Annotated in this window: 20 protein-coding genes; 11 read left to right on the forward strand and 9 right to left on the reverse strand. The window is 73.0% G+C overall.

The annotated features are described in order from the left end of the window. Positions 1–20: 20 nt before the first annotated feature. Both IF651_RS09965 and IF651_RS09970 read right to left on the reverse strand, forming a co-directional pair. The gene (locus tag IF651_RS09965) at positions 21–1,007 is read right to left on the reverse strand and encodes an NAD-dependent epimerase/dehydratase family protein (RefSeq protein WP_241744325.1); all 987 of its coding nucleotides are present in this window, start codon (positions 1,005–1,007) and stop codon (positions 21–23) included. Between the two features lie 100 nt (positions 1,008–1,107). Then, complete coding sequence (locus IF651_RS09970) at positions 1,108–1,785, reverse strand: uridine kinase family protein (RefSeq protein WP_338403890.1); 678 nt, start codon at positions 1,783–1,785, stop codon at positions 1,108–1,110. Between the two features lie 47 nt (positions 1,786–1,832). Between IF651_RS09970 and IF651_RS09975 the strand changes: the two genes are divergently transcribed. After that, complete coding sequence (locus IF651_RS09975; protein ID WP_191828967.1) at positions 1,833–2,483, forward strand: NUDIX hydrolase; 651 nt, start codon at positions 1,833–1,835, stop codon at positions 2,481–2,483. Between the two features lie 94 nt (positions 2,484–2,577). On the opposite strand, the gene IF651_RS09980 is transcribed toward IF651_RS09975, so the two are convergent. The 3 genes from IF651_RS09980 to IF651_RS09990 are packed head-to-tail and all read right to left on the reverse strand — an operon-like array spanning position 2,578 to position 5,704. After that, on the reverse strand, positions 2,578–3,279 hold the full coding sequence (locus tag IF651_RS09980) for a LutC/YkgG family protein (protein ID WP_191828968.1): 702 nt from the start codon (positions 3,277–3,279) through the stop codon (positions 2,578–2,580). Then, the gene (locus IF651_RS09985) at positions 3,276–4,898 is read right to left on the reverse strand and encodes a LutB/LldF family L-lactate oxidation iron-sulfur protein (RefSeq protein WP_191828969.1); all 1,623 of its coding nucleotides are present in this window, start codon (positions 4,896–4,898) and stop codon (positions 3,276–3,278) included. Before IF651_RS09985 ends, IF651_RS09980 begins: the two co-directional genes overlap by 4 nt. Continuing rightward, positions 4,895–5,704 carry a (Fe-S)-binding protein gene (locus IF651_RS09990; RefSeq protein ID WP_191828970.1) on the reverse strand — a complete coding sequence of 270 codons (810 nt, stop codon included), beginning with the start codon at positions 5,702–5,704 and terminating at the stop codon, positions 4,895–4,897. The genes IF651_RS09985 and IF651_RS09990 overlap by 4 nt, the downstream gene beginning before the upstream one ends. Positions 5,705–5,870: 166 nt before the next feature. On the opposite strand from IF651_RS09990, the gene IF651_RS09995 reads away from it, so the two are divergent. Then, positions 5,871–6,584: a GntR family transcriptional regulator gene (locus tag IF651_RS09995; RefSeq protein WP_191828971.1), complete on the forward strand. Its 714-nt coding sequence runs from the start codon at positions 5,871–5,873 to the stop codon at positions 6,582–6,584. Here IF651_RS09995 and IF651_RS10000 read toward each other — a convergent pair. From IF651_RS10000 to IF651_RS10015, 4 genes are all read right to left on the reverse strand, one after another. After that, positions 6,563–7,975 carry a serine hydrolase gene (locus IF651_RS10000; RefSeq protein ID WP_191828972.1) on the reverse strand — a complete coding sequence of 471 codons (1,413 nt, stop codon included), beginning with the start codon at positions 7,973–7,975 and terminating at the stop codon, positions 6,563–6,565. The two genes, IF651_RS09995 and IF651_RS10000, sit on opposite strands and share 22 nt — an antisense overlap. Positions 7,976–8,012: 37 nt before the next feature. Beyond that, positions 8,013–9,512, reverse strand: a complete 1,500-nt coding sequence (gene uxaC / locus IF651_RS10005; RefSeq protein WP_338403891.1) for a glucuronate isomerase — start codon at positions 9,510–9,512, stop codon at positions 8,013–8,015. A gap of 155 nt (positions 9,513–9,667) precedes the next feature. Continuing rightward, on the reverse strand, positions 9,668–12,970 hold the full coding sequence (locus IF651_RS10010; protein WP_241744326.1) for a 3-keto-alpha-glucoside-1,2-lyase-like domain-containing protein: 3,303 nt from the start codon (positions 12,968–12,970) through the stop codon (positions 9,668–9,670). Between the two features lie 258 nt (positions 12,971–13,228). After that, entirely contained in the window at positions 13,229–14,239 is a 1,011-nt protein-coding gene (locus tag IF651_RS10015; RefSeq protein ID WP_191828974.1) for a LacI family DNA-binding transcriptional regulator, read from the reverse strand. 144 nt (positions 14,240–14,383) lie between these two features. On the opposite strand from IF651_RS10015, the gene IF651_RS10020 reads away from it, so the two are divergent. The 9 genes from IF651_RS10020 (at position 14,384) to IF651_RS10060 (ending at position 24,289) form a co-directional block, all read left to right on the forward strand. Next, positions 14,384–15,160, forward strand: a complete 777-nt coding sequence (locus IF651_RS10020; protein ID WP_191828975.1) for an adenine nucleotide alpha-hydrolase family protein — start codon at positions 14,384–14,386, stop codon at positions 15,158–15,160. A gap of 353 nt (positions 15,161–15,513) precedes the next feature. After that, entirely contained in the window at positions 15,514–16,344 is an 831-nt protein-coding gene (locus IF651_RS10025; RefSeq protein ID WP_191828976.1) for a TIM barrel protein, read from the forward strand. After that, positions 16,341–17,345: an ABC transporter permease gene (locus IF651_RS10030; protein WP_241744327.1), complete on the forward strand. Its 1,005-nt coding sequence runs from the start codon at positions 16,341–16,343 to the stop codon at positions 17,343–17,345. The genes IF651_RS10025 and IF651_RS10030 overlap by 4 nt, the downstream gene beginning before the upstream one ends. 70 nt (positions 17,346–17,415) lie before the next feature. Continuing rightward, positions 17,416–18,447, forward strand: a complete 1,032-nt coding sequence (locus IF651_RS10035; protein ID WP_191828977.1) for an ABC transporter substrate-binding protein — start codon at positions 17,416–17,418, stop codon at positions 18,445–18,447. Continuing rightward, the gene (locus IF651_RS10040) at positions 18,444–19,262 is read left to right on the forward strand and encodes an ATP-binding cassette domain-containing protein (RefSeq protein WP_191828978.1); all 819 of its coding nucleotides are present in this window, start codon (positions 18,444–18,446) and stop codon (positions 19,260–19,262) included. Before IF651_RS10035 ends, IF651_RS10040 begins: the two co-directional genes overlap by 4 nt. Positions 19,263–19,323: 61 nt before the next feature. Beyond that, positions 19,324–20,400 (forward strand): Gfo/Idh/MocA family protein, encoded by a 1,077-nt coding sequence (locus IF651_RS10045; protein ID WP_191828979.1) that lies wholly within the window; start codon positions 19,324–19,326, stop codon positions 20,398–20,400. A gap of 120 nt (positions 20,401–20,520) precedes the next feature. Beyond that, entirely contained in the window at positions 20,521–21,633 is a 1,113-nt protein-coding gene (locus IF651_RS10050) for a substrate-binding domain-containing protein (RefSeq protein WP_191828980.1), read from the forward strand. Further along, positions 21,630–23,171, forward strand: coding sequence for a mannitol dehydrogenase family protein (locus IF651_RS10055; RefSeq protein ID WP_338403892.1), 1,542 nt, complete (start codon positions 21,630–21,632; stop codon positions 23,169–23,171). Before IF651_RS10050 ends, IF651_RS10055 begins: the two co-directional genes overlap by 4 nt. Positions 23,172–23,173: 2 nt before the next feature. Continuing rightward, entirely contained in the window at positions 23,174–24,289 is a 1,116-nt protein-coding gene (locus tag IF651_RS10060) for a mannonate dehydratase (RefSeq protein WP_194720103.1), read from the forward strand. Positions 24,290–24,314: the final 25 nt, after the last annotated feature.

Consider the following 24,314-nt stretch of genomic DNA (forward strand, 5'->3'; position numbering starts at 1 on the left):
GCGACCGACGCAAGCCCTCGTCAGAACGCGCGGGCGTGCGCCACCAGGCGGTCGAACGCGGTGTCGAGCTCGGGGTCCACGGCCTGCAGCTCGGGGTGCGCGTCGAACCACTCGACCTGCTCGACGGCGCCAAGGTCGTACGTCGTGGTGGTGGCGAACCCGGGGACGAGCGCACGCAGTCGCGACGTGTCGAACACGACAGAGTGCGCCTTGTCGCCCAGCAGCCCGGGTCCGAGCTCCGGGACCGCGCGCGCGATCGTCTCCGACGCGACGTGCACGAGCTCCGGCTCCACGCCGGCCGCGGCACCGAGCCAGGTGTAGATCTGGTCCCACGTCGGCGCGTGGTCGCCCGTGACGGTGAAGGCGTCGCCGATCGCGTCCGCTCGGCCGAACAGCCCGGCGATCCCGACCGCGACGTCGTCCGCGTGGGTGAGCGTCCACAGGCTCGTGCCGTCGCCGTGCACGACGACAGGTCGTCCCGCCCGCATCCGTGCGACGTCGGTCCAGCCCCCGAGGGTCGGGACGCCGGTGCGGTCGTACGTGTGCGAGGGCCGGACGATCGTCAGGGGGAAGCCGGTCTCCCGGTACGCCCCGACCAGGACGTCCTCGCACGCGATCTTGTCGCGCGAGTACTGCCAGAACGGGTTGCGCAGCGGTGTCGCGTCGTCCACGGGCAGGCGCGCCGGCGGCTTCTGGTAGGCCGACGCCGAGCTGACGAACACGTACTGACCCGTGCGCCCGGCGAACCGCTCCACGTCGGCCGTGACGTGCTCGGGCGTGAAGGCCATGAACTGCGCGACGACGTCGAACTCGCGCCCACCCACCGCCGCGGCGACCGACCCCGGGTCGAACAGGTCGGCCGTCAGCTGCGTCACGCCGTCGGGCACGGCCCGAGCCGACCGCCCGCGCGTGACGATCGTGACGCGGTGCCCGAGAGCGAGCGCCCGAGCGACGGTCGCGGAGCTGATGGTCCCGGTACCACCGAGAAAGAGGACGGAGAGAGCCATGTCCCCCATCCTCACACCGCCGAGCACGACATGGAGGTCGTCCTGGCCGCCGTGGCGACCTTCGGAACATGGTCGACGGCGCGTGGTGACGTTCTCGGGGTCAGGCCGTCAGGAGTGCGCGGACCTCGGCCTCCGCCTGGGTCGGGGACAGCGGGCGGCAGCCCAGGGACGTCCAGCGCCGGTTCAGTGCCGGCTCGGCGCGCAGGAGCGCCCAGCCCCGACGGACCAGCGTGTGCGGGGGTTTGCGCATCTCCGCGAGGTCGCGCAGCAGCCGGAACCAGAATGTCACCAGACGCGGACGACGCAGGCAGATCGCGTCGGCCAGGATGTCCTGCGCTCGGCACGCCGCGACGATCTCGGCGGCGAAGATCCCCTCCGCGACGACGACGCGCGAGCCCGTCACGTCGATGTGCGTCGTGCCGGTGCGGCGCGAGGTGGGGATGTCGTAGACCGGGACGTCGGTGTGGCCGGTGCGGGCCAGCTCCACGAGGGCGGCGACGGCGCCGTCGGCGTCCCACGAGCGCGGGTCGTCCCAGTCCACGATCCCGAAGCGCTCCGGCAGCCCCGGGTGGTCGTGGTCGAGGTAGAAGTCGTCGAGCGCGACGACGGGCAGCCCGAGGCGACGGGTGAGCGAGGTCTTGCCGGACCCGGACGCACCCGTGAGCAGCACGACCCGCGTCGGTACCTCGCGCGCGCCGGGCGGCAGGTCGAACAGGGCGGGCTCCGCGCCCGTCACGGTCGGGTCCGTGTCGGTCGGGTCGGGATGGCTGGCAGTCACGGGAACCCATTGTCCCAGGCCTGGCGGGTGCGACGTAGCCTGCTCGGATGACGTCGCCCGACACCTCTGCTGCTCCCGGGCCCGCGGACGCGGTCGCCCTCGACGCGCTGAGTCGGCTCGAGCGCTTCCACCCCGCCGATCCTGGGCAGGCGGCGCTCGCTGCTGAGTACATCGAGTTCGTGCGCGGGGACGGGGAGGGTGCCAGGGTCGACGCCGTGCGCCGCGACGGCGGCCCCGAGCACCTCACGGCGAGCTGTTTCGTGCTCAGCCACGACCTGGCGCACGTGCTGATGTGCTTCCACCGCAAGGGACAGTTCTGGGTCCAGGTGGGCGGGCACGTCGAGCCCACCGACACGACCCTCGCCGGCGCTGCGTACCGCGAGGCGCGCGAGGAGAGCGGGCTGGCAGATCTTCGACCCTTCGAGCCGGACGGCGTCGGGCCGCTGCCCGTGCCCGCGCCGCCCGTCGACCTGCACCGCCACGACCTCGCCGCGGCGTTCGGGTCGTGCCGCACGCACTGGGACGTCGGCTTCGTCGCGTTCGCCGACCCTGGCGAGCGCACGACGGTGAGCGACGAGAGCGAGGACGTCGCGTGGTTCGCGGTCGACGACCTGCCCGCTGGCACGCCGACCGACTTCCCCGAGCGGCTGGCCACCGTCCTCGCGGAGGTCCGCCACCGCCGTCGGGCGGCGACGTAGCACTGCGGTACTACCTCGCGCAGCTGCGGTACTACCTCGCGCACCTGCGGTACTACCTCGCGCACCTGCGGTACTACCTCGCGCAGCTGTGGTGCTACCTCGGCGGGGCGAGGATCACGTGGAGCGTGCGAGGGCCGTGCACGCCCTCGACGCGTTGCAGCTCGATGTCGCTCGTCGCGCTCGGACCGCTGATCCACGTCTGCGGCCGTTCCGGGTGCGGCGCCAGCAGCCGCACCCCTTCCGGTACCGAGTGCACCACCTGGTCGGTGCGGACCACGCACACGTGCAGGTCCGGCACGAGCGTGATCGCGCGGCGTCCCTGGTCGGGCTCGCCGTCGAGCACGATCGTGCCGGTGTCCGCGATCGCCACGCACGCCGCGGTCACGACCGCGTCGACGGCGTCGAGCTCGTCCGCCGTGCGCGGGTCCTCGCGCGAGTCCGCGACGCGCGTCGTCGCGGTCGGGAGCGCGCCGAGCCACGTGTCGTCGAGGCCGGACGGGACGACGACGGCCCGGGCGTCTGCGAGCAGGTCGCCCACGATCGTGGCGACGTCGACGGTCGTGGTCGCCCGGTGCACGTGCGCCCGGTAGTCGACGAGCCGGTCGACGAGGACCTCGACCGCCGCGTCCGACCCGGGCGCGAGCTCGCCCCGGCTGCGGTACGCCCGGGGGACGTCGGTGGCCGACGCCGCGTGCCCGCCCCCCGTCGTCGGGCCACCGCCCCCCGTCGGGCCGGTGCCCGTCGTGGTGCCCAGGGCGGTCCGGACGCGGGTCAGGACGTCGTCGCGCGCGCTCATCGGGCCCCTCCTTCCGCGTCGGACCCCGGGTCGCCGCCCGAGGGCGGCACTGACGGGGGCACCGCCCGGGGGTCGGCGGGAGGGTCGGGCGCGACGTGCTCGGTGCGCCACCAGTCACGGAACGTCTGCTCGGCGGGGGCCGGGAGGTCGCGCGAGCGGGTCCACGCGCTCGCGGGCGGCGGCAGCGTCGAGATGCGGCCCTTGGGCCCGGCGACCATGCGCCCGAGGCCCGCGGCCTTCTCCGCGAGCTCGAACCGCCTCGCGTCGGACATGACGAACGACGCGGCCTTCATCGCCGCGCCCCACCCGGTCGGCAGGCCGCCACGGTCGGCGTCGACCTCCCGCGCCCGCAGCTCCACGAGGATCGACGGGATGTCGATCTTCACGGGGCACACCTCGTAGCACGCGCCGCACAGCGTGGAGGCGTAGGGCAGCGAGGCGTTCGGGTCGCCGTGTCCCCCGAGCCCGCCGGAGCCCTTCGTCAGCTGCGGCGTGAGGATCGCGCCGATCGGCCCGGGGTAGACGGACCCGTACGCGTGCCCGCCCACGCGCTCGTAGACCGGGCACACGTTGAGGCACGCCGAGCAGCGGATGCAGTGCAGCGCGGCGCGGCCGACCTCGTCGGCGAGGACGTCGGTGCGGCCGTTGTCGAGCAGCACGAGGTGGAACTCCTGCGGCCCGTCGCCGGGCGTCACGCCCGTCCACAGGGACGTGTACGGGTTCATGCGCTCGCCCGTGGACGAGCGCGGCAGGAGCTGGAGGAACACCTCGAGGTCGGTGTACGTGGGCACGATCTTCTCGATGCCCATGACGGTGATGAGCGTCTCGGGCAGGGTGAGGCACATGCGTCCGTTGCCCTCGGACTCCACGACGGTGAGCGTCCCCGTGTCCGCGACGCCGAAGTTCGCACCGCTGATCGCGACCTTCGCCGAGAGGAACTTGCGGCGCAGGTGGGCGCGCGCGGCCATCGCGAGCTCGCGCGGCACGTCGGAGAGGTCGGGCGGGACGTCGCCCATGCGCTCGAGGAAGATCTCGCGGATCTCCGCGCGGTTGCGGTGGATCGCGGGCACGAGGATGTGCGACGGCATGTCGTCGGCGAGCTGCACGATGAGCTCTGCGAGGTCCGTCTCGTGCGCCGCGATGCCCTCCGCGGCGAGCGCCTCGTTGAGCCCGATCTCCTGCGTCGCCATCGACTTGACCTTGACGACCTCGTCGGCGCCCCTGGCCTTGACCAGGTCCGCGACGATCCGGTTCGCCTCGTCCGCGTCGCGCGCCCAGTGCACCACGCCGCCCCGCGCGGTGACGTTGCGCTCGAGCTCTTCCAGCAGCTCGGGCAGCCGCGCCATGACGTCGGTCTTGATCGCCGACCCCGCGTCGCGCAGCGCCTCCCAGTCGGGCACCTCGCCGACGACGGCGGCGCGCTTCGCGCGGATCGTCGACGTCGCGTGCGCGAGGTTGCGGCGCAGCTGCGTGTTCTGCAGGGCCTGGCGTGCGGCCGCGGGGAAGTCCTCGCCCCAGCGCAGCGGCTCGTCGGGGTGCGGGACGGCGCCGAAGGGCTCGTCCGCGACAGGTGCGTGGCCGCGTCCGCGCGACCGGGGGATGCCGAGGAACGTGCTCATCGGGCGCCCCCGGCCCTGGTCGTCGTGCCCGACGAGCCCGTCGTCGCCGCGGCCGGTGGCGTGTCCCTCGTCGACGCGAGGACCTCCGCGAGGTGCAGCGTGCGCACGCCGGCGCGGATGCGGGACAGCCCGCCGCCGATGTGCATGAGGCACGACGAGTCGCCGGCCGTGAGCACCTCGGCGCCCGTGGACTTCACGGACGTCATCTTGTCGGCGAGCATCGCGGTCGACGTCTCGGCGTTCTTCAGCGCGAACGTCCCGCCGAACCCGCAGCACGACTCCGCCCCGGGCAGCTCCGCGAGGTCGATGCCCTCGACGGCGCGCAGGAGCCGGAGCGGTTTGTCGCCGACGTGCAGCATGCGCAGCGAGTGGCACGTCGGGTGGTAGGTGACGCGGTGCGGGAAGTAGGCGCCGACGTCGGTCACGCCGAGCACGTCGACGAGCAGCTCCGACAGCTCATAGGTCTTCGCCGCGACGGCCTCGGCGCGCGCGCCGAGCGCGTCGAGGCCGGCACGCCGGCAGACCATGCCCTGCTGGTGCCGGATCGACCCCGTGCACGAGCCGGACGGCACGACGACCGCGTCCCACTCGCCGTCGAGCACGGGGGAGAAGGCCTCGACGTGGTTGCGGACGACGGGGACGGCCTCGGCCATGTACCCGGTGTTGACGTGCATCTGCCCGCAGCACGCCTGCCCGTCGGGGACGTGGACCTCGTGGCCGAGGCGTTCGAGCAGCCGGACGGTGGCCCGGGGGGCCTGGGGGAACATGACGTCCCCGATGCAGGTGGCGGCGAGGGCGATGCGCATCGGTGCTCCGGGGGAGAGGCGAGTCCGGTCCAGTCTCGCCGGGCGGCGACCGCGCCGCCCGGCGGGACTCCTCGCCGACGCCGGCGAGGTGTGGTCTGACCACACCGTAGGCCATGTGGTCCGACCACATCCAGCCGAGCCGCGACCGCTCGCCTACGCTGGCCCCGTGCGCACCCACGAACGCGTCCTCGCCCGCATCGAGGCCGACCTCGCCGCCGGTCGCTGGGCGCTCGGCGAGCGGCTCCCGGCCGAGCGGGCGCTCGCGGAGGAGCTCGGGGTCTCGCGCCCGTCCGTGCGCGAGGCCCTCCGCGTCCTCGAGACCATGGGCATCGTCCGCACCGCGGTGGGGTCGGGGCCCGATGCCGGCGCGACCGTGATCGACCGGCCGGCAGCCGGTCTCGGGGCGGCCGTGCGGCTGCACGTGGCGTCGGGGACGCTCGCGGTGCGGGACGTCGTCGAGACGCGCGTGCTCCTGGAGACCTGGGCGGTGCGGGCCGCGGCGCAGACCGCGGGCGTGGGCGGTGCAGGGACAGCTCCTGCCGCAGCGCAGCTCGCCGAGGCGGGCTCGCTGCTGGATCGCATGGACGACCCCGACCTGTCCGCCGCGGAGTTCCGCGTCCTCGACGCGTCGTTCCACCTCGTGCTCGTCCGGCTCGCGGGCAACGCCCTGGTCGAGGCGGTGATGACGGGGCTGCGCGGCGCGGTCGAGTCGTACGTCGCCGTAGGGAGCGCGGCGCTGCCCTCGTGGGAGCGCACCGCGACACGGCTGCGGACCGAGCACCGGGCCGTCCTGGCCGCCGTCGTGGCCGGCGAGGCCGACGCGGCGGAGCGTGCGGTCCGCACGCACATCGAGGGCTTCTACGCCGAGACCGGCCTCTGACGTGTCGTCGCACCCTCCTCGTACGCACCGACGAACGTCCAGCCCGGGTCCAACCCCTCGCCGAAGCCCTGGCTGCGGACGGTGAGCGCGCCGTCGTTCCCGACGTGCAGGCGCAGCCGCACGACCGCGGGCTCGTCGTCGACGATCCAGCACACGACGTCGAGAGCTCGCGGCGCCGTCCACCCGGACGTGACGACGGCGGGTCGTTCTCCGGGTCCGGCCGGCTGGGGGAGCGCGGCACCGAGCGCGAGGTCGAGGTGCCATCCGCCGGTCACCGAGACCAGCCGACCACCGTCGGCGTCGAGGTCGAGCGCGAGGTCGGCGAGGAACGCGTCGGCGTCCGCCGCCCGGTAGGTGCCGACGACGGGCTGCACGGACGCGGCGTCGTGCCGGGGAAGCGGCCACGCGAGGTCCCGGGTCGTCCGCGGCTCCGGCGGGTCGTCCTCGTGCGCCGCCCTGCCCGGGACGGCGCGCTCCGCGCCAGCGGTGACGGGCGCCACGAGGTGCGCCAGGACCAGGTCCGTCAGGCGTTGGTCGCCGCTCTGGCACGCCTGGGCGTCGGCCGTGACGACGAGCGCGAGGCGGTGCTCGGGCTCGGCCAGCACGATCTGCCCCCCAAGCCCGAACATCAGCAGCCCGCCGTCCGCGGGGAGCCAGAGCTGATACCCGTAGCCGCCCCGGAACGGCGTGCCCCACGTCAGCGTGGAGGTGTCCGCGTGCGGGGTCGTCGCGGCGCGCAGGAAGTCGGGCGGCAGCAGCGTCCGGCCCTCGTGGACACCGCCGTCGAGCAGCAGCCGCGCGAGGCGGAGCAGGTCGTCGGGGCGGCAGACCAGCCCGGACCCGCCGTGGCTGTACCCGTCGGGACCGGTGCGGAAGCGCAGGTCGCGGCTGATGCCGAGCGGGTCGAGCAGCCGCGGCCGCAGGTAGTCGGCCAGGGTCGACCCGCTGACCCGCTCGACGAGGGCCGCCAGGACGTAGGCCGCGCTCGTGTCGTACGTGAACGCCGTGCCCGGCGGGTGCGTGGGCGGCACCTCGAAGTACGAGTCGAGCCACGCGTCGTCGTGCAGCGTGAACGTCGCGGCGGCGTGCGGTCCTCGCATCTCGAGCAGGTGCCGCACCGTGGTCCGCTCGAGCCACCGGTGGCCCGGGCCGATGCCGGGGAAGTGGCGGCACACGGGCTCGTCCAGGTCGAGGCGCCCCTCGCCCGCGAGGATGCCGACCGCGAGGGCCGTGAGGGTCTTGGACACCGAGTACATCCGGTGCGGCACGTGCGGTCCGAGCGGCGCGCAGCCCGCCTCGAGCACGGGCTCGTCGTCGACGCTGAGCTGGACCGAGTGCAGGGCGATCCCGCTCGACGCCGCGTGGTGGGCCAGCGCGTCGAGGTCGGTCACGCGGCCCTCCGGTGGAGCGGCGCGGTCGCCGCCGAGCTCACCGTCCGGGCGCGGGGTAGGAGGCGCGCGGCAGGTGGTAGGCGAGGTCGACCGCGGTCTCGATCGCCTCGTCGAGGTCGAGACGGTGCTCGGCGACGAGGCGCGCGAGGTGGCCGGCGTCGATCCGGCGGGCGAGGTCGTGGCGGGCCGGGATCGAGCAGAACGCGCGCGTGTCGTCGACGAAGCCGCTCGTGTTGTAGAAGCCCGCGGTGTCCGTCGAGGCCTCGCGGAAGCGTCGCATCCCGTCCGGGGTGTCGAGGAACCACCACGGCGCGCCGAGGCGCAGCGCCGGGTAGACCCCCGCGAGCGGCGCGAGCTCGCGCGAGAACGACGTCTCGTCGACCGTGAACGCGATCATCCGGAACCGCTCGTGGTGGCCGAACGCCTCGAGCACCGGGCGCAGCGCGCGCACGTACTCCGTCTGCTCGGGGATGTCGTAGCCCCGGTCGGGACCGTAGGCGCGCGCGACACCGTCGCAGTGGTCGCGCAGCACGCCCGGGTGCAGCTGCATGACGAGCCCGTCCTCGGCGGACATCGCCGCCATCTGGAAGAGCATGTGCGCCGAGAACGCGTCCGCCTCGGCCGGTGTGGCGGTGCCGCGGAGCGCGGCGTCGAGGATGCGGGTGGCGTCGGCGGCGTCGAGCGGCGTGGTGTCGGCGCGGAGGTGCCCGTGGTCGGTGGCCCGGGCGCCTGCCGCGACGAATGCCGCTCGGCGGGAGCGGAGGGCGTCGAGGTACGTCCGGTAGTCCACGACCTCGGTGCCGGCGGCCGAACCCAGCGCGGCGACCTGGGCCGCCCAGCCGGGGCGGTCCACGTGCAGGAGCGGGTCCGGGCGGAACGTCGGCACGACGCGATCGCCCCAGCCGTCGGCCGCGAGGCGCGCGTGGTCGGCGAGCGGTGACTGCGCCGGGTCCGTCGTCGCGAGGATCTCGATCCCGAAGCGTTCGAACAGCGCGCGCGGGCGGAACTCGGGGCGGGCGAGCCGCTCGACGAGGTGGTCGTAGAGCGCGTCCGCGGTCTCGGCCGACGGCCGGGCGTGGGCCTCGAACACGTCGACGAGCGCGTGCTCCGTCCAGTAGCGCGTGGGCGTGCCGCGAAACAGGTGCCACCCGGCGCAGAACCGGCGCCAGATCTCGCGCGGGTCGGTCTCGGCCGTGGCGGTCCCGGCGGGCGCGGAGGCGAGGGGTGCGACGCCGAGGTCCTGGACGCCCCGCACGCCGGGAGCGCCGTGGGGCGACGTGCTCTGGGCGACGAGCATGCGCACGAGGTAGTGGTCGGGCGTCACGAACAGCTCCGCCGGGTTGCCGAACGGGGCGTCGTCGGCGAGCAGAGCCGCCTCGACGTGCCCGTGCATCGAGACGATCGGCAGTCCGCGCGTCGTCGCGTAGAGCTCACGCGCGAGCGGACGCAGGACGGGGTCCGCGGGCAGCGCGCGGTCGGGGTGCAGGGACCACGGCGCCGTCGCGGTGGTCGGGACACGATGGGCCGTGCTCGTCACAGGTCCTCCAGGAATTGATGCGAACGTTTGCATACTACGTGAGAGAGGTGACTGCATCCCAGTGGGATAACGGCAGCAATCGTTCGCAGCAGACTCCACGATGCCCGGGTCCGTCCCTCGTGACGAGGGACGGACCCGGGCGCCGTCCGGAGCCGTCAGCCGCAGGTGGGCTGAGCGTGCTCCGGCCTCGTGACGGTCTCCCGCTCGTCAGAGCCGTCGGACGGTCGAGCGGTGACGGTCACGGAGTCGGCCGCCGGTTCGACGTCGCGCACCGCGAACGACTGGTACGCGTTCTTTCCGGGCGCCACGTCCGTGAAGGACCTGGTCCCGTACGGGGTGGTGACGTCGACGTCGACGTCCACCGCGTCGTCGTTGACGACCCGGACCGCGACGTAGGGGCGACCTGCCAGGCACCGGACCTCGGAGGTGGCGGAGACCGCGACCTCCTCCGGCCCGGCGTCGTCCTGCCCCGAGAGGCGTTCGATCCAGATGTTGCGGAACATCGGGTTCAGGCCGGGGTCACCGTGGTCCTGGAGCTTGATGTGACCGGGGGTGGGCCCTTCCTGCTGCCCGTTCCCCGTCTTCCCGGTGACGGCCACGTCGTCGTGCACGACCTGCCCGTTCCACACGACCGTGATGCGTGCGTCCTCGGTCTTGTTCCCGTCGGCGTCGAACCGTGCCGACCGGAACGTGATGTCGTACGTCTGCCACGTACCCATCGGCGTCGCGGCGTTCACGTCCGGTGCCTTCTGGAGGTAGATCGAGCCGGCGTCGTTCGTGGCCGGCGGGTCGATGCCGAAGGACTCGAGCACCTGGAGCTCGTAGCGCTCCTGGATGTAGATGCCGCTGTTGCCGCGGGACTGGCCCGTGACGTCCGGGGCGTGCTCCGGCTGGTACCACTCGGCGTGCATCCGGAAGTCCTCGAACGTCTCCTTCGTGCGGATGTCACCGCCGAAGGACTCCATCGTCCCGTCCGCGACCGGCCAGGTGGCCGGGCTCCCGTCGGTCTTCTCCCACGCGTCGAGGTCGCTGCCGTCGAACAGCGTGATGCGCTCCGTCGGTGTGACCGTGAGGTTGTCGAGGTTGACGTGCCCGCGGTCGTCGTCCTCGTGCACGTAGGCGATCGTGTTGGCGCCAGCCTTCAGCGTCACGGTCTCGACCTGCGTCTGCCAGTTGTCCCACTGGACCGTGCTGGGGAGCCAGGTCTGCTTGACCTTCTCACCGTTGACGTAGAGGCTCAGGTTCCTCGGCGTCGGCTGCGGGTCGCTGTTCTGCCCGTTCGCGTACCGCAGGGCGAGGTCGTACGAGCCCGCCTCGTCTGCACGGACGGCGAACGTGGTGCGCGCGCCCGGCTCCCAGTTGCGGTCGACGAACCCGGATCCCGTGTAGCCCGCGTGGTTGGAGTTCCAGCCCGCGCCGCCCTCGATGTTGGCGGCCTCGGCCTCGTACACCGGCGGGGGGACCGAGCCGTCGGGGAGCCGGTTGAGCGTGTACCAGGCCTCGGTGCTCCACAGCTCCTGCCCGCTCTCCGACGCGAACGGTCGCGGGGAGTGGACGTGCACGACGCGCCCGGGCTCGAGCCCGTCGATCGCCAGGGTCACGGTCTTGCCGTCCTCGGACAGCGTGGCCGACGTGACGTCGAGGTCCTCCTCGTCGACCTTCGGGCCGCCGTACTGCGGGGTGGCGACGTAGCGCCACTGCGCGGCCGTGTACTTCGCGGCGAGATCCTGCGCCGTCTCCTCGGACAGCGGCTGGGTGTACTCGATCTCGAACCCGCCGTCGACAGCGCGCATCTCGAGCATGTCGAACGCGTTGTTGTCGTCGTAGGTCAGCTTCTGCAGCCCGTAGCCGAGCTTGCCCGCCTGCCCCCAGTTGCCCGACCAGCCGATCCCGCCGACGTAGATCGAGCCGTCCGGGCCGATGCTGGTCCGGCTCACGCCGGACTCCAGGCCCTGGGTCATGCGGAACACGGCGCCCTGCTCCTGGCCCGCGACGTCCTCGAGGTACGCGCGCTGCAGACCGCCGTACGTCACGTCGCCGATCGCCAGCTGCCCGGCGAAGACGCCCTCGGTCAGGACGACGGGGTTGCTCGGCGAGTTCGAGATCTCGCCGTGGGGCATCCACAGCACGGGCTCGGTCACCGGCTGGTCGTCGTACGGGCCGTCGGGGTTGGTGAAGTGGTTGTAGAACGCGCCCTCCTCGACCTTGACGAGCTTGGAGGTCGGGATGCGCACACCCTGGTTGTCGGCCACGTACATGCTGCCGTCGGTGCCCCAGCCCAGGCCGTTCGGCGTGCGCAGACCGCCGGCGACGTACTCGACCTCGCCGGTGTCCTTGCTGATCTTCATGACCGAGCCGCGGTTCTCCGCGAGCTGCGGGTCGAGCGAGTTGCCGCCGGGCACCATCGCGATGCCGGTCGTGATGTAGAAGTAACCGTCCTCGTACAGAAGACCGAACGCGAACTCGTGGTAGTTCTCGCCGAAGGGCCAGGTCGCGAAGGTGTCGTACTCGTCGGCGACCTCGTCGCCGTCGGTGTCGCGCAGGGCGGTCAGCCCGTCCTTCTCGGACACGTAGATCGTGCCGTCGACGTACTTGATGCCCATCGGCTCCGTGAGGTTCTCGGCGACCTTGGTGTAGGTCACGTCCTCCGCGGTCCCGTCGCCGCTCGCGCCGTCGATCAGGTAGACCTCGCCGAGCTCGGTCAGCCGGTCACCGCCCCAGGTCGAGATGACCATCCGGCCGTCGGGCAGCCAGTCCATGCCCGTGACCTGCGGCTCGAAGCCGTCGGGGCGCAGGTCCGTCAGCGTGTAGTCGGGGTGGACCTCGGCCAGGGGCAGCCCGTCACCGGGGGTCTCGCTGATGTTCTCGCACGACTTGCGTCCGGGCGACGTGACGCGCGTGACGTCGGCGTCGGTGCTCAGGACGCTGTTCGGCACGACGACGAAGTCCTGCGAGCCCGGCGGTCGCCACTCGAGCAGGAGCCGCTGGCCGAACGCGTTGTCGAAGTGGTCGATGAGCAGCGCGTTGTAGCCGGCCTCGAGGTCGACCGACCCCTCCTCGGAGAGGACGCCGTGCGCGCCGGGGTTGTCCACCACCTCGGTGCCGTCGAGCAGGAGCCGGGCCCCGTCGTCGCTGGTGATCCGGAACTCGTACGTCCCGGCCGTCTCGACGTCCAGGTACCCGGTGACCTCGGTGACGAACTGGTCCGTGAGCCCGAAGTCCTCGTCCGAGGTCCAGTCGATCGTCGGCATGATCTTGTCGACGTTGGGGGTCGAACCCGGCTTGAGCGTGCAGTACTCGTCGAGGGGGATCTGGACGTCGAACACCCGCAGCGTCACGCCGGGCTCCTGCGGTCGGATCTCGTCCTCCGCAGCGGCGGAGGCCGCCGGGCCGGCCGCTTGTGCCGTCGACTGGACCGGCAGCAGCACGGCGAGCGGGAGGGCGAGAGCGGATGCCATCGCGACCACCGACCGTCTGCGGCGCGTCGGGTGACCGGCCCACCGTCTCGGTGTGCGTACGGGAAGGGAATGGGTCGAGCGTTCCATCTGCCTGCCTCTCCATCGAGGACCTCGCGTTCGGCACCTGCGCGCGGGGCGCGTCAGGGTGCGCTTGTCGTCGCCACTATGGAGGCCGGCAGGACCGAGGACAACGAGTTGCCACTTGTTGCACCTGACGTCTCTGCCCGAGCCGAGCCGAGCCGCAGACGGCGGCTGCTGCTACCCGAGCTGCGCGGTGGAGCCGCGCTCCACGAGCTTGGCCGGGAGCAGCGCGGGCCCCTGCGAACCGCTCGAGGAGGGCCGCAGCTGACCCAGGAGTCGTTGCATCGCGAACGCCCCGAAGTGGCGCAGCGGGGCAGCGACGGTCGTCAGCGGCGGGCTGCAGAAGTCCGACCCGAAGATGTTGTCGAACCCGACGACGCTCATGTCCCGCGGGACCTCGACGCCGAGGCGCACCAGTCCGCGCATGGCGCCGATCGCGACGAGGTCGTTGTACGCGACGGCCGCCGTGGCGGAGTGCCTGGCGAGGGTCTTGGCCGCCGAGAGCCCGCCCGCGAGCGTCGGCGCGAACGGACCGAGGCGCCGGGCCTTCAGGCCGAGGTCCCGGGTCGCCTCGCGGAAGGCGCGCCAGCGCATCCCGTCGGCCCACGACGCCTCGGGCCCGGCCAGGTACGCGAGGCTCGTGTGCCCCAGGCCGGCGAGGTGCTCCACCGCGCTGCGCATCCCCTGCGCGTTGTCCGTGAGCACGCTCGGGACGTCGGTCATCACGCGGTTCATGACGACGGTCGGGCGCTGCTTGGCGACCACCCGGATCGAGGAGTCCGAGAGCCGCGACGTCGCGAGGATCACGCCCTCCACCAGCGGGAGCGTGCGGTCGAGGGCCTGCCGCTCCGCCTCGTCGGACTCCTGCGCGTCGGCCACGAGGAGCGTGTACCCGGCGTCGGTCGCGGTCTTCTCCGCGCCTCGGATGATCTCGAAGAAGAACGGGTTGGTGACGTCCGCGACGACGATCGCGAGCAGCGCGGTCCGGCCCGTCGGCAGTCCGCGCGCGAGCGGGTTCGTCCGGTAGCCGAGCTCGTTCGCGATCCGGCGGATGCGTTCCGCCGTCTCCGCGTTGACGCGCCCGGGCCGCGAGAAGGCACGGGAGACGGTCGACGTCGCGACGCCCGCCGCCTGCGCGACGTCGTAGATGGTCGGGCTGGGGCTGCTCGTGCTCCCTGGGTCCTCCATGCGGCGGGAGCGTAGTGCGCTCACGCCCGGATCGACAACCGGTTGTCATCGCGGTGGCTCCGATGGCGGCACGAAACTCTCCGGGTGCGGGGCAAGTCGTGGCAACCGCTTGACGGCCTCCGGGCCGCGCCCTGCAATGGCTGGGTGAGCCGACGGACCCTGCCCCCGATCCCTGCGTTCGCGTCACCGACCGACGAGATCGTCGAGACGGTGATCACGACGATCGCACGCGTCGGCGCGAGCGGGCGGGTCGGGGTCGCCTACGCGGGGGACGCGGGCTCCGCGCTCCTGCTCGAGCTGTCGGTCCGCGTGGTCGGCAGGTCCCGCGTGGTCGCGCTCGTGAGCACCGGTCCCGACGCGGCGCCCGCGCGCCGGTGCGCCGTCGCGCAGGCGGCGAACGCGTGCGGGGTCGCGACCTTCGACGTGCTCGAGGGACGTGTCGACGACGTGGCCCGGATCCTCGAGCTGTCCGCGGTCGTCGTGCCCGACGACACCGACGGGGCGGTGGCCGCGCCGGCCGATCCCGCGGCCACCGCCCCGTTCCTCGAGGCCGGTCTCGACCGCGCGACCGTCGCTCGGCTCGCGCACGACCTCGACCTCCCGGAGCCCGACCTGCCGGACGCCACGGCGCCGGTGCGCGTCGACGTGCCTCCCGGAGCGGGCCCACGCGCCCCGGGACGCTCTGCGACGGAGGACGCCGTGCAGGTCGAGGCGGCCGAGAGCGAGCTGCGCAGGCTGGGTCTCGACGACCTGCGCGTCCACCACCACGGTGACCTCGCGCGGCTCGGCTCGTCCCGCTCCGACCTCCTCGGCGTGACGGCGGAGCCGCTGCGCGGGGAGGTCGTGAGCGCCGTGCGCTCCGCGGGCTTCCGGCTGGTCGCGCTCGACCTCGGCTCCGCGTCGGACCCGCGCGACGCCTGACGACTTCCAACCCTTGCCAGGTCTGCTCACGGCAACCTCCGGCAACTCGGGTGCACGTCGGCGAGATCGTTCGCAGGCCGGTGACCAGCACCGCAAAGGGCGTCGGTGCAACAAGTGGCAACTCGTTGCCCACCCGGTGGGTGCCCCCTAGTGTCCAACGCAACGCACGACGACCCGCCCCGGTGGGTTGCCAGACCTCGACGGAGAGGCAGTCCGATGGAGCACGACGTGAGCGGTGGACCGCCGCGTCGTGCCTCGGCCCTCCGGAAGGTCCGGTTCCACTGACCGACCGGCACCGGGCTCGGTGCCACGGACGGTGTCGACGTCGACACCGATGATGAGAAGGAGGACCCGTGGTCTGGACACTGTCCGGCTTCGCGGACGAGATCTCGCCCGACCTCGCGACGCAGTGCGAGGTGGCCGTGCGGCTGGGCCTGCGCTTCGTCGAGTTCCGGAGCGCGTGGGAGACCAACGTCCTGGACCTCGACGAGGGTCAGCTCGGCCGCGTCGGCGAGATGCTCGGCCGGCACGACCTGCAGGTCTCCAGCGTCGGCTCGCCCATCGGGAAGATCTCGGTGGACGAGGACTTCGAGCCGCACCTCGCGCGGATGCGTCACGCCGCGCGTGTCGCGCGCCTGCTCGGCGCCCCGTACATCCGCGTGTTCTCCTTCTTCGTCCGTCCCGGCGAGGACCCGCGCGCGTCGCGGGACGTCGTGCTGCGACGCATGACAGTGCTCGCGGAGGTGGCGGCCCAGGCCGGTGTCGTCCTGCTCCACGAGAACGAGAAGGACATCTACGGCGACACGCCGGAGCGCTGCCTCGACGTCGTCGAGTCGGTCGGGTCGGAGCACCTCCGCCTCGCGTGGGACGCGGCGAACTTCGTCCAGGTGGGGGTGCGTCCGTTCACCGACGGCTTCCGCATGCTGCGTCCGCACCTCGAGTACGTCCAGATCAAGGACGCGGTGCGGGGAACAGGTGAGGTCGTCCCGGCCGGTCGGGGCGACGGCGAGGTGGCCGAGACGGTGCGGGCGCTGCACGCCGACGGGTTCGACGGGTTCTTCTCGCTCGAGCCGCACCTGGGCTCGGCGCACACCCTCGGCGGGTTCTCCGGACCGGAGCTGTTCACGGAGGCATGGGAGGCCTTCACGGGGATCCTCGACGCCGAGCAGGTGGCCTACGCATGACCGACGACCCGTCCTCGGACACCACGACGAGCTCGGCGACGCGCTCGACGACGACCAGCTGGGAGAACCGCGCCATGACGACCACCCACGGAGTGCGACCCGCACCACGGGCCCGACGGGCGGCCGCGGCCTCGGGCGGGACGCGGCCCGAGTCGCCGGCCCGCGGCGGTCGGGGTGCCACGACCGTCACGAGCGCGGGGCCGTCGATCGGGAGCCGCGTGCTCTCCCTGCTCTCGGCGTCGTGGCGCCCGGTCGCCGTGCTGCTCGTGCTGTTCGCGGCGTGGTGGTTCGTCGCGTGGCGCGAGATGGTCCCGGCCTACCTGATCCCGTCGCCGGGAGCGGTCTGGCAGACGATGGTCGACGACTGGGCGATGCTGCTCGAGCACACGTGGGTCACGACGATGGAGACCATCATCGGGTTCGTGCTCGCGGCCGTGATCGGCGTCGCGACGGCCGTGCTCCTGGTGTACTCCAAGACTGCGGAGAAGGCGCTGTACCCGTTGATCCTCTTCGCGCAGGTCATCCCCAAGATCGCGATCGCACCGATCCTCGTCGTCTGGTTCGGCTTCGGGCTGACGCCGAAGATCGTCCTCGCCGTGCTCATCGCCTTCTTCCCGGTCGTGGTGTCCGCCGTCGCGGGACTGCGCTCGGTCGACCCCGAGCTCCTGGAGCTCTCGGCGACCATGGGCGCGTCCCGGTGGAAGACGTTCCGGAAGATCCGTTTCCCCGGTTCGCTCCCGCAGCTCATGTCCGGTCTGAAGGTCGCCGTCACCCTGGCGGTCGTCGGTGCGGTCGTGGGGGAGTTCGTCGGGGCCGACCGCGGGCTCGGCTACATCCTGCTGCTCGCGAGCGGCAACCTCGACGCACCGCTGCTGTTCGCGGACCTGATCCTCATGTCGATGATCGGCGTCGTCCTGTTCCTCCTGGTCGAGGTGCTCGAGCGCGTCCTCATCCCGTGGCACGCGTCGCGTCGGGGCAACCTCGCCCTCGCGTCCTCGTGATCTGACAAGCACGACTTTCCGGCAGTTCCCCGCCGTCCGAGCGGACGGCACGAGAAGAAGGGCTCTCCCCATGCGTGGTGGCAAGTTCGCAGTGTCGCTGGCCGTGGCCGGCGTCGTCGTAGCAGGAACCTCGGCCTGCGGGCAGTCCGGGACCGACGGCGGGGACTCCCCGGGCGGGCAGGGGGCGGAGGGCCTGACCGAGGTGACCGTCACCCTCAACTGGGTGCCCTACGGGGAGCACGCCCCGTTCTACTACGGGGTCGAGCAGGGGATCTTTGAGGACGAGGGCATCGACCTGACGATCCAGCCGGGCAACGGTTCCGGGAACACGGTGCAGCAGGTCGCCCAGCAGAACACCGACTTCGGGTGGGCCGACACGCCGCCCCTGGCGAACGCGATCACGTCCGGCATGCCGGTGCGCAGCGTCGGCGTCTTCCTCCAGACCGGGCCCAGCTCGGTCGAGTTCTTCGCCGACCAGGGCATCACCGAGCCCGCCGACCTCGTGGGCAAGACCGTGGGCGGGACCCCCGGCGACGCCATGTACGGCACGTTTCCCGCGTGGCTCGAGATCAACGGGGTCGACCCCGCGGACGTGACCGTGGTCAACGTCGACGCCGCGGGCAAGATCGCCGCGCTCATCGAGGGCAAGGTCGACGCGATCCAGGGGTTCTACCACGACCAGGCGCCCACGATCGAGAACCAGACCGGCGAGGAGGTCGACGCGCTGCCGTTCGCCGACTTCGGCATGAACCTGCTGGGCACGGGACTGGTGGCCAACGAGTCGCTCATCGCCGACGACCCGGACCTGGTCGAGGCGATGGTGCGCGCGACGTCGCGATCGTTCCTCGAGGCGTCGGAGAACCAGGAGGCCGCGGTCACCGCGATGGCGGAGGGCGCCGAGCAGGCCCCGGACGAGAGCGTCATGGCCGCCCAGCTCGAGACGACGGTCGACCTGCTCGACCTCGACAACGCCCCGGCCCCCGGCGTCAACACCGAGCAGCAGTGGACGGACACGCTGACGTTCCTCGCGGACAACACGGACTTCGACGGAGCCGTCGCGCCCACCGACTACTGGGACGCGTCCTTCGGGGAGGACCTGTGACGACGGCGGCCGCGCTCGAGGCGTCAGGACCCGCGGTCGACACCGAACCGATCATCGAGGTCTCGAACCTCTCGATGCGGTTCAGGTCGAAGCGGTCCGAGACGCTCGCGCTCGACGACGTCTCGCTGTCGGTCATGCCGGGCGAGTTCGTCACGATCGCGGGACCGTCGGGCTGCGGCAAGTCGACGCTGCTGAAGATCATCGCCGGCCTCACGCTCGTCACCGACGGCGAGGTCCGCCTCTACGGCGAGCGGGTCACCCGGCCGCAGCGCGAGATCGGGTTCGCGTTCCAGCGGTCCGCGCTGCTCGAGTGGCGCGGCGTGCGCAAGAACATCCTGCTCCAGGCCGAGATGCGCGGGATGGATCGGCGGCACGCGGAGGAGCGGGCCGAGCACCTGATCGAGCTGACCGGGCTCACCGGCTTCGAGAAGGCGCTCCCGCACGAGCTGTCCGGTGGCATGCAGCAGCGCGTCGCGCTGTGCCGTGCGCTCCTGCACGAGCCCCGCGTGCTCCTCATGGACGAGCCGTTCGGTGCGCTGGACGCGCTGACGCGCGAGCAGATGAACATCGAGATGAACCGGATCTGGCGCGAGACGGGCACGACCGTCGTCCTCGTCACCCACTCCGTCCCGGAGGCGGTGTTCCTGGGCAGCCGGATCGTGGTCATGAGCCCACGGCCCGGTCGCATCGTGGAGACGCTCGTGCCGGGGCTTCCGGACGAGCGCGAGTACAGCACGACCCTCACCGACCCGCGCTTCACCACGGCCGCGGAGCGGCTGCGCGACCTGCTCGGTGCGAGCCACGTCGCCGAGTGACCGGCGACGGCGGGTACGGCAGGTGCGTGAGGGACGACACGAGGAGCAGGAGGACGACGGCATGAGCACGGACCGCCTCGGCGTCGGAGTCGTGGGCATGGGCGGTATCGCCACGATGCACGCGCGGGCGCTGCGTGAGCTGGGGGAGCGCGTGCGGCTGGTGGCCTACAGCGGCGGGGCCGGTCCCGCGCGCGAGGAGGCGCTCGCGGGCTGGCCCGCGGCGCACCTCGCGCCGCAGGAGGTGATCTCCCATCCCGAGGTCGACGTCGTGGCGGTCTGCTCGCCGAGCGGGACGCACGCGGAGCTGGCGCTCGCGGCCCTCGAGGCGGGGCGGCACGTCGTCGTCGAGAAGCCGCTCGCGCTGGACGTGGGAGACGCGCTGCGCGTCGCCGAAGCCGCCCGGGAGCGGGGCCTGATGGTCTCGACGATCTCCCAGCGGCGCTTCGAGCCCGAGCACGTCGCGCTCAAGAGAGCCGTGGACACGGGGGCACTCGGGGAGGTCCGGCTCGCGACGACGCACGTCCACTGGTTCCGGGACGACGACTACTACCGCGCGGCCGGGTGGCGGTCCACGACGGCGCAGGGCGGGGGGTCGTTGATGAACCAGGGCGTGCACAACCTCGACCTGCTCCGTTGGCTGTGCGGCCCGGTCGACTCCGTGACCGCGCAGCACGGGACGCTCGGGCACGCGATGGAGGCCGAGGACACGACGGTCGCCACCGTGCGGTTCACGTCCGGTGCGCTCGGGGTCGTCACGACGACGACGACGACACCGCCCGGCTTCCCGGCCACGATCACGCTGCTCGGCGCGCGGGGGGCCGTGGAGCTCGGCCAGGGCGACGTGCTCCGGTGGGACGTCCCCGGCGTCCCGGCGCCGGGCTCGGGAGCGATCGCGAGCGGAGCGGCCGACCCCCTCGCGATCGGCCACGCGGGCCACCTCGCCCAGTGGCGGCAGATCGTCACGGCGCTCGACTCGGCGTCGCCGGTCCCGGTGGGCATCGACGACGCCGTCGAGACCGTCCGCCTCCTGTGCGCGATCTACGCGGCGGCCGAGACCGGCGCGACGGTCCGTCCGTCCGAGCTGGCCACGCCGTCCCGCCAGATCCAGGACCGATCGTTGCGAACGATTGCAGAATGACCCAAGATCACCGCTCTGAACGGGAGCGATAGAGGCTACAATCGTTCGCAGATCTGCGCTCGGACATCCCGCGGCGCCAGAGCATTGTCCCACCAGAACCCGCCGTCCGAGGAGAGTGCCGTGGTCACAGCCCGTGACGTCGCCCGAGAGATCGGGGTGTCGGTCTCGACGGTCTCGCGTGCGCTCGCCGAGCCCGACCGGGTGGCGACCGAGACGCGCGACCGTGTCGTCGCCGCGGCGTCCCGGCTCGGCTACCGGCCGAATCGGGCGGCGAGCGGTCTCCGGGCCGGACGGACCGGGGCCCTGGGCCTCGTCGTCCCCGACCTCGAGAACCCCTACTTCGCGTCGATCACCAAGGGAGTGCAGGCGCGCGCCCGGCGGACGGGCCACGCGGTGTTCGTCGTCGATGCCGGGGAGGACCCGGTGCTCGAGCCCGAGCTCGTCGCGGGGCTGCGGTCGCAGACGGACGGGCTCGTGCTGTGCTCCCCGCGCGCCGTCGTCGCCGACCTCGAGGCCGCGCGCGACGCACCCGTCGTGCTGGTGAACCTCCGCATCGACGACGTCCCCTCGGTGTCGACGGACGACACGCGCGGTGTCGTGCTCGCGGTCGAGCACCTGCGCGCGCTCGGGCACCGGCGGGTCGCCTACGTCGGCGGCCCGGAGCGGTCGTGGTCGGACGGGCGCCGACGCGCGGGCCTCGAGCTCGCGCAGTCCCGCTGTCCCGACGTCGAGACGGTCGCCCTGGGCGCGTTCCGTCCGCGGGTCGAGGGCGGACGGGCCGCCGCCGACCTCGTCGTCGCGTCCGGCGCGACCGCGGTGCTCGCCTACAACGACCTGGTCGCGCTGGGTCTCGTCGCCCGGCTGCGCGAGCGCGGCGTGTCCGTCCCCGAGGACCTCAGCGTGGTCGGCTTCGACGACACGTTCGTCGCGACCCTCTCCTCGCCGCCGCTCACGACCGTCCGGACGGACCTCGCACAGCTCGGCGCGCGCGCCGTCGACCGCCTCCTCGCTGCGCTCGACGCGCGGCGTCCCACCCGTTCCACGCGAGCGTCGGACGACCACGCCGTCGACGGCACCGGCCGTCGTGCCCACGACGGCGCCGACGGCCCGACGGACGAGCTCCCCGTCGAGCTCGTCGTCCGCGGCTCGACGACCGTCCCGCGCGTCCTCGCCTCGACCACGGTGCCCTCCGGGGCACACCGCCCCACCACCGACCCGCAGGAGGCCGTGTGACCGCCCCGACCGCCACCCCCACCGACGTGCCGACCGCGGACGCCCGCCTGCACCGGGACGCACCGCCGCCGGGACTGCCCGCGCCGGTCCGCCCCACGCAGGTCGGGATCGTGCACCTCGGCATCGGCGCGTTCCACCGCGCGCACCAGGCGGTCGTGACGGAGGAGGCCGCGCTCGCCACGGGCGACGTGCTCTGGGGCATCCTCGGCGTGACGCAGCGCTCCGGGTCCGTCCGCGACCAGCTGCGCCCGCAGGGCGGCGTCTACACCGTCCTCACGGTCGGGCCCGACGGCGCGAGCGCGCGCGTCGTGGGGTCCGTGACGGACGTCGCGTGGCCGGCCGAGGAGACGCCGCGCGTCCTCGCGACGCTCGCCGCGCCGACGACGCACGTCGTGACGCTCACCGTCACCGAGAAGGGCTACTCGCGCGGGGCCGACGGCGGCCTCGACGTCGGGTCCGTGCGCGCGGACCTCGACGCCCTCGCCCGCGAGGAGCGGGTCGCGGAGCCCGGCGACGGGGCGGCGGCGGCGAGCGCCGTCGGGCTCCTCGTCCGCGGGCTCGCGGCCCGCCGTCGGGCCGGGGGAGCACCTCTCACGGTGCTGAGCTGCGACAACGTCGCCGACAACGGCCGTGTCCTCGCCGCGCTCGTGGGCCAGGCCGTGGACGCAGCCCTGCCCGGCGCGGACGGCGACGACCTGCGGGCCTGGCTCGCGGCGTCGGTCACCTTCCCGTGCTCCATGGTCGACCGCATCGTCCCCGCGACGACGACCGCCCAGCGCGACGAGGTCGAGGCGCTGCTCGGCGCGCGCGACGAGGGCCTCGTCGTCGCCGAGCCCTTCCTCCAGTGGGTGGTCGAGGACCGATTCGCCGGGCCGCGGCCGGCGTGGGAGCGGGGCGGGGCGACGTTCACGGACGACGTCGCGCCGTACGAGCGGGCCAAGCTCCGCCTGCTCAACGGCGCGCACTCGCTCCTCGCGTACGCGGGCTCGCTCGCGGGGTACGCCACGATCGCCGAGGCCGTCGCCGACCCCGTGCTCGCGGCCCGCGCCCGCGCCCTGCAGGGGGACGCGATCGCGACGCTCGACGCGCCGGACGGCATCGACCTCGCGACGTACGCCGAGCAGCTCCTCGAGCGGTTCGCGAACCCCGCGACCGGGCACACGACGCGCCAGGTCGCGATGGACGGGACCCAGAAGATCCCGTTCCGGTGGGGTGGGACGCTCGCCGACCGCCTCGCGGACCGGTCCGCGGGCGGGGATCCGCCCACGGGCGTCGTCACGGCGCTCGCGGCGTGGGCAGGGTTCGTCGTCGAGGAGGTCCGGGCCGGACGCCCGGTCGACGACCCGCGCGCGGAGGAGCTGCGTGCGCTCGTGGAGTCCGCGGACGACGACGGCGCCGCGGTCCGTGCGCTCGTGCGGCTGCCAGGACTCCTGCCGGGGATCCGTCCGGACACCGACGGCCGGGACCCGCTCGACCAGCTCGCCGATGCGGTCGCCGCCGATCTCGTCGCCGCCACGCGTGCCGGGGTGACGTCGTGAAGATGGGCTTCCGGTGGTACGGGGACGGGAACGACACCGTCACGCTCGACCACGTCCGTCAGATCCCGGGCGTCGAGACGATCGTGTGGAGCCTGCACGACAAGCAGGCCGGCGAGGCGTGGGCGCAGGCGGAGATCGACGCCGAGGTCGCGCGGATCACGGGGTTGTCGGACGAGGCTCGTGCTCGGGGCGTGACGCGGACGTTCGACGCCGAGGTCGTGGAGTCCGTCAACGTCCACGAGTCGATCAAGCTCGGCCGCACGGTGCTGGGCATGGGCCGGGACGAGGCGATCGAGAACTACGTCACGACCATCCGGCGCCTCGGCCGCGCCGGGGTGAAGGTCGTCTGCTACAACTTCATGCCGGTCTTCGACTGGCTGCGCACGGACCTGTGGCGCCCGCTGCCCGACGGCTCGACGGCGCTGTTCTTCGAGCAGGCCGTGGTGGACGCGACGTCGCCCGAGAGCCTCGTCGCGGACATGGAGGCGAAGACCCACGGGCTCACGCTGCCGGGCTGGGAGCCGGAGCGGCTCGCGAGCCTCTCCGAGCTCAGCGCCGCGTACGAGGGCGTGACGCACGAGGACCTGTACGAGCACTACCGGTACTTCCTGGACGCCGTGATCCCCGCGTGCGAGGAGGCCGGCGTCCGGCTCGGCGTGCATCCCGACGACCCGCCGTTCGACGTGTTCGGCTGGCCGCGCGTCGTCTCGACCAAGGAGGACCTCGCGCGCGTCCTGGCACTGCACCCGAGTCCCCACCACGGGCTCACGCTGTGCCTCGGCAGCTTCTCCGCGAACCCTGCGCACGACGCCGTCGACGCCGTGCGCACGTTCATGGACCGGATCCACTTCACGCACGTGCGCAACATCAAGCACCTCGGCGGCGGGGACTTCACCGAGGTCGCGCACCGGGCGTGCGAGGGCAGCGTCGACACGACCGGCATCATGAAGGCCTACGCGGAGGCCGGCTACCAGGGGTACGTCCGACCGGACCACGGGCGCCACCTGTGGGACGAGAACACGACGAACAGGCCCCGCCCCGGGTACGGGCTCTACGACCGGGCGCTCGGGGTGCAGTATCTCCTCGGGGCGTGGGACGCCTTCCGCTACGACGCGTGAGCCGCTCGCCGCGACGCACGCCGGT

Source organism: Cellulosimicrobium arenosum (genome assembly GCF_014837295.1).
Taxonomy (GTDB): domain Bacteria; phylum Actinomycetota; class Actinomycetes; order Actinomycetales; family Cellulomonadaceae; genus Cellulosimicrobium; species Cellulosimicrobium arenosum.

What these genes read in the sequence shown, in the direction of transcription:
- IF651_RS09965 (WP_241744325.1), bottom strand. Translation starts at nt 1,007, where the DNA reads ATGGCTCTCTCCGTCCTCTTTCTCGGTGGTACCGGGACCATCAGCTCC.
- IF651_RS09975 (WP_191828967.1), top strand. Translation starts at nt 1,833, where the DNA reads ATGACGTCGCCCGACACCTCTGCTGCTCCCGGGCCCGCGGACGCGGTC.
- IF651_RS09980 (WP_191828968.1), bottom strand. Translation starts at nt 3,279, where the DNA reads ATGAGCGCGCGCGACGACGTCCTGACCCGCGTCCGGACCGCCCTGGGC.
- IF651_RS09985 (WP_191828969.1), bottom strand. Translation starts at nt 4,898, where the DNA reads ATGAGCACGTTCCTCGGCATCCCCCGGTCGCGCGGACGCGGCCACGCA.
- IF651_RS09990 (WP_191828970.1), bottom strand. Translation starts at nt 5,704, where the DNA reads ATGCGCATCGCCCTCGCCGCCACCTGCATCGGGGACGTCATGTTCCCC.
- IF651_RS10010 (WP_241744326.1), bottom strand. Translation starts at nt 12,970, where the DNA reads ATGGCATCCGCTCTCGCCCTCCCGCTCGCCGTGCTGCTGCCGGTCCAG.
- IF651_RS10015 (WP_191828974.1), bottom strand. Translation starts at nt 14,239, where the DNA reads ATGGAGGACCCAGGGAGCACGAGCAGCCCCAGCCCGACCATCTACGAC.
- IF651_RS10030 (WP_241744327.1), top strand. Translation starts at nt 16,341, where the DNA reads ATGACCGACGACCCGTCCTCGGACACCACGACGAGCTCGGCGACGCGC.
- IF651_RS10035 (WP_191828977.1), top strand. Translation starts at nt 17,416, where the DNA reads ATGCGTGGTGGCAAGTTCGCAGTGTCGCTGGCCGTGGCCGGCGTCGTC.
- IF651_RS10045 (WP_191828979.1), top strand. Translation starts at nt 19,324, where the DNA reads ATGAGCACGGACCGCCTCGGCGTCGGAGTCGTGGGCATGGGCGGTATC.
- IF651_RS10060 (WP_194720103.1), top strand. Translation starts at nt 23,174, where the DNA reads ATGGGCTTCCGGTGGTACGGGGACGGGAACGACACCGTCACGCTCGAC.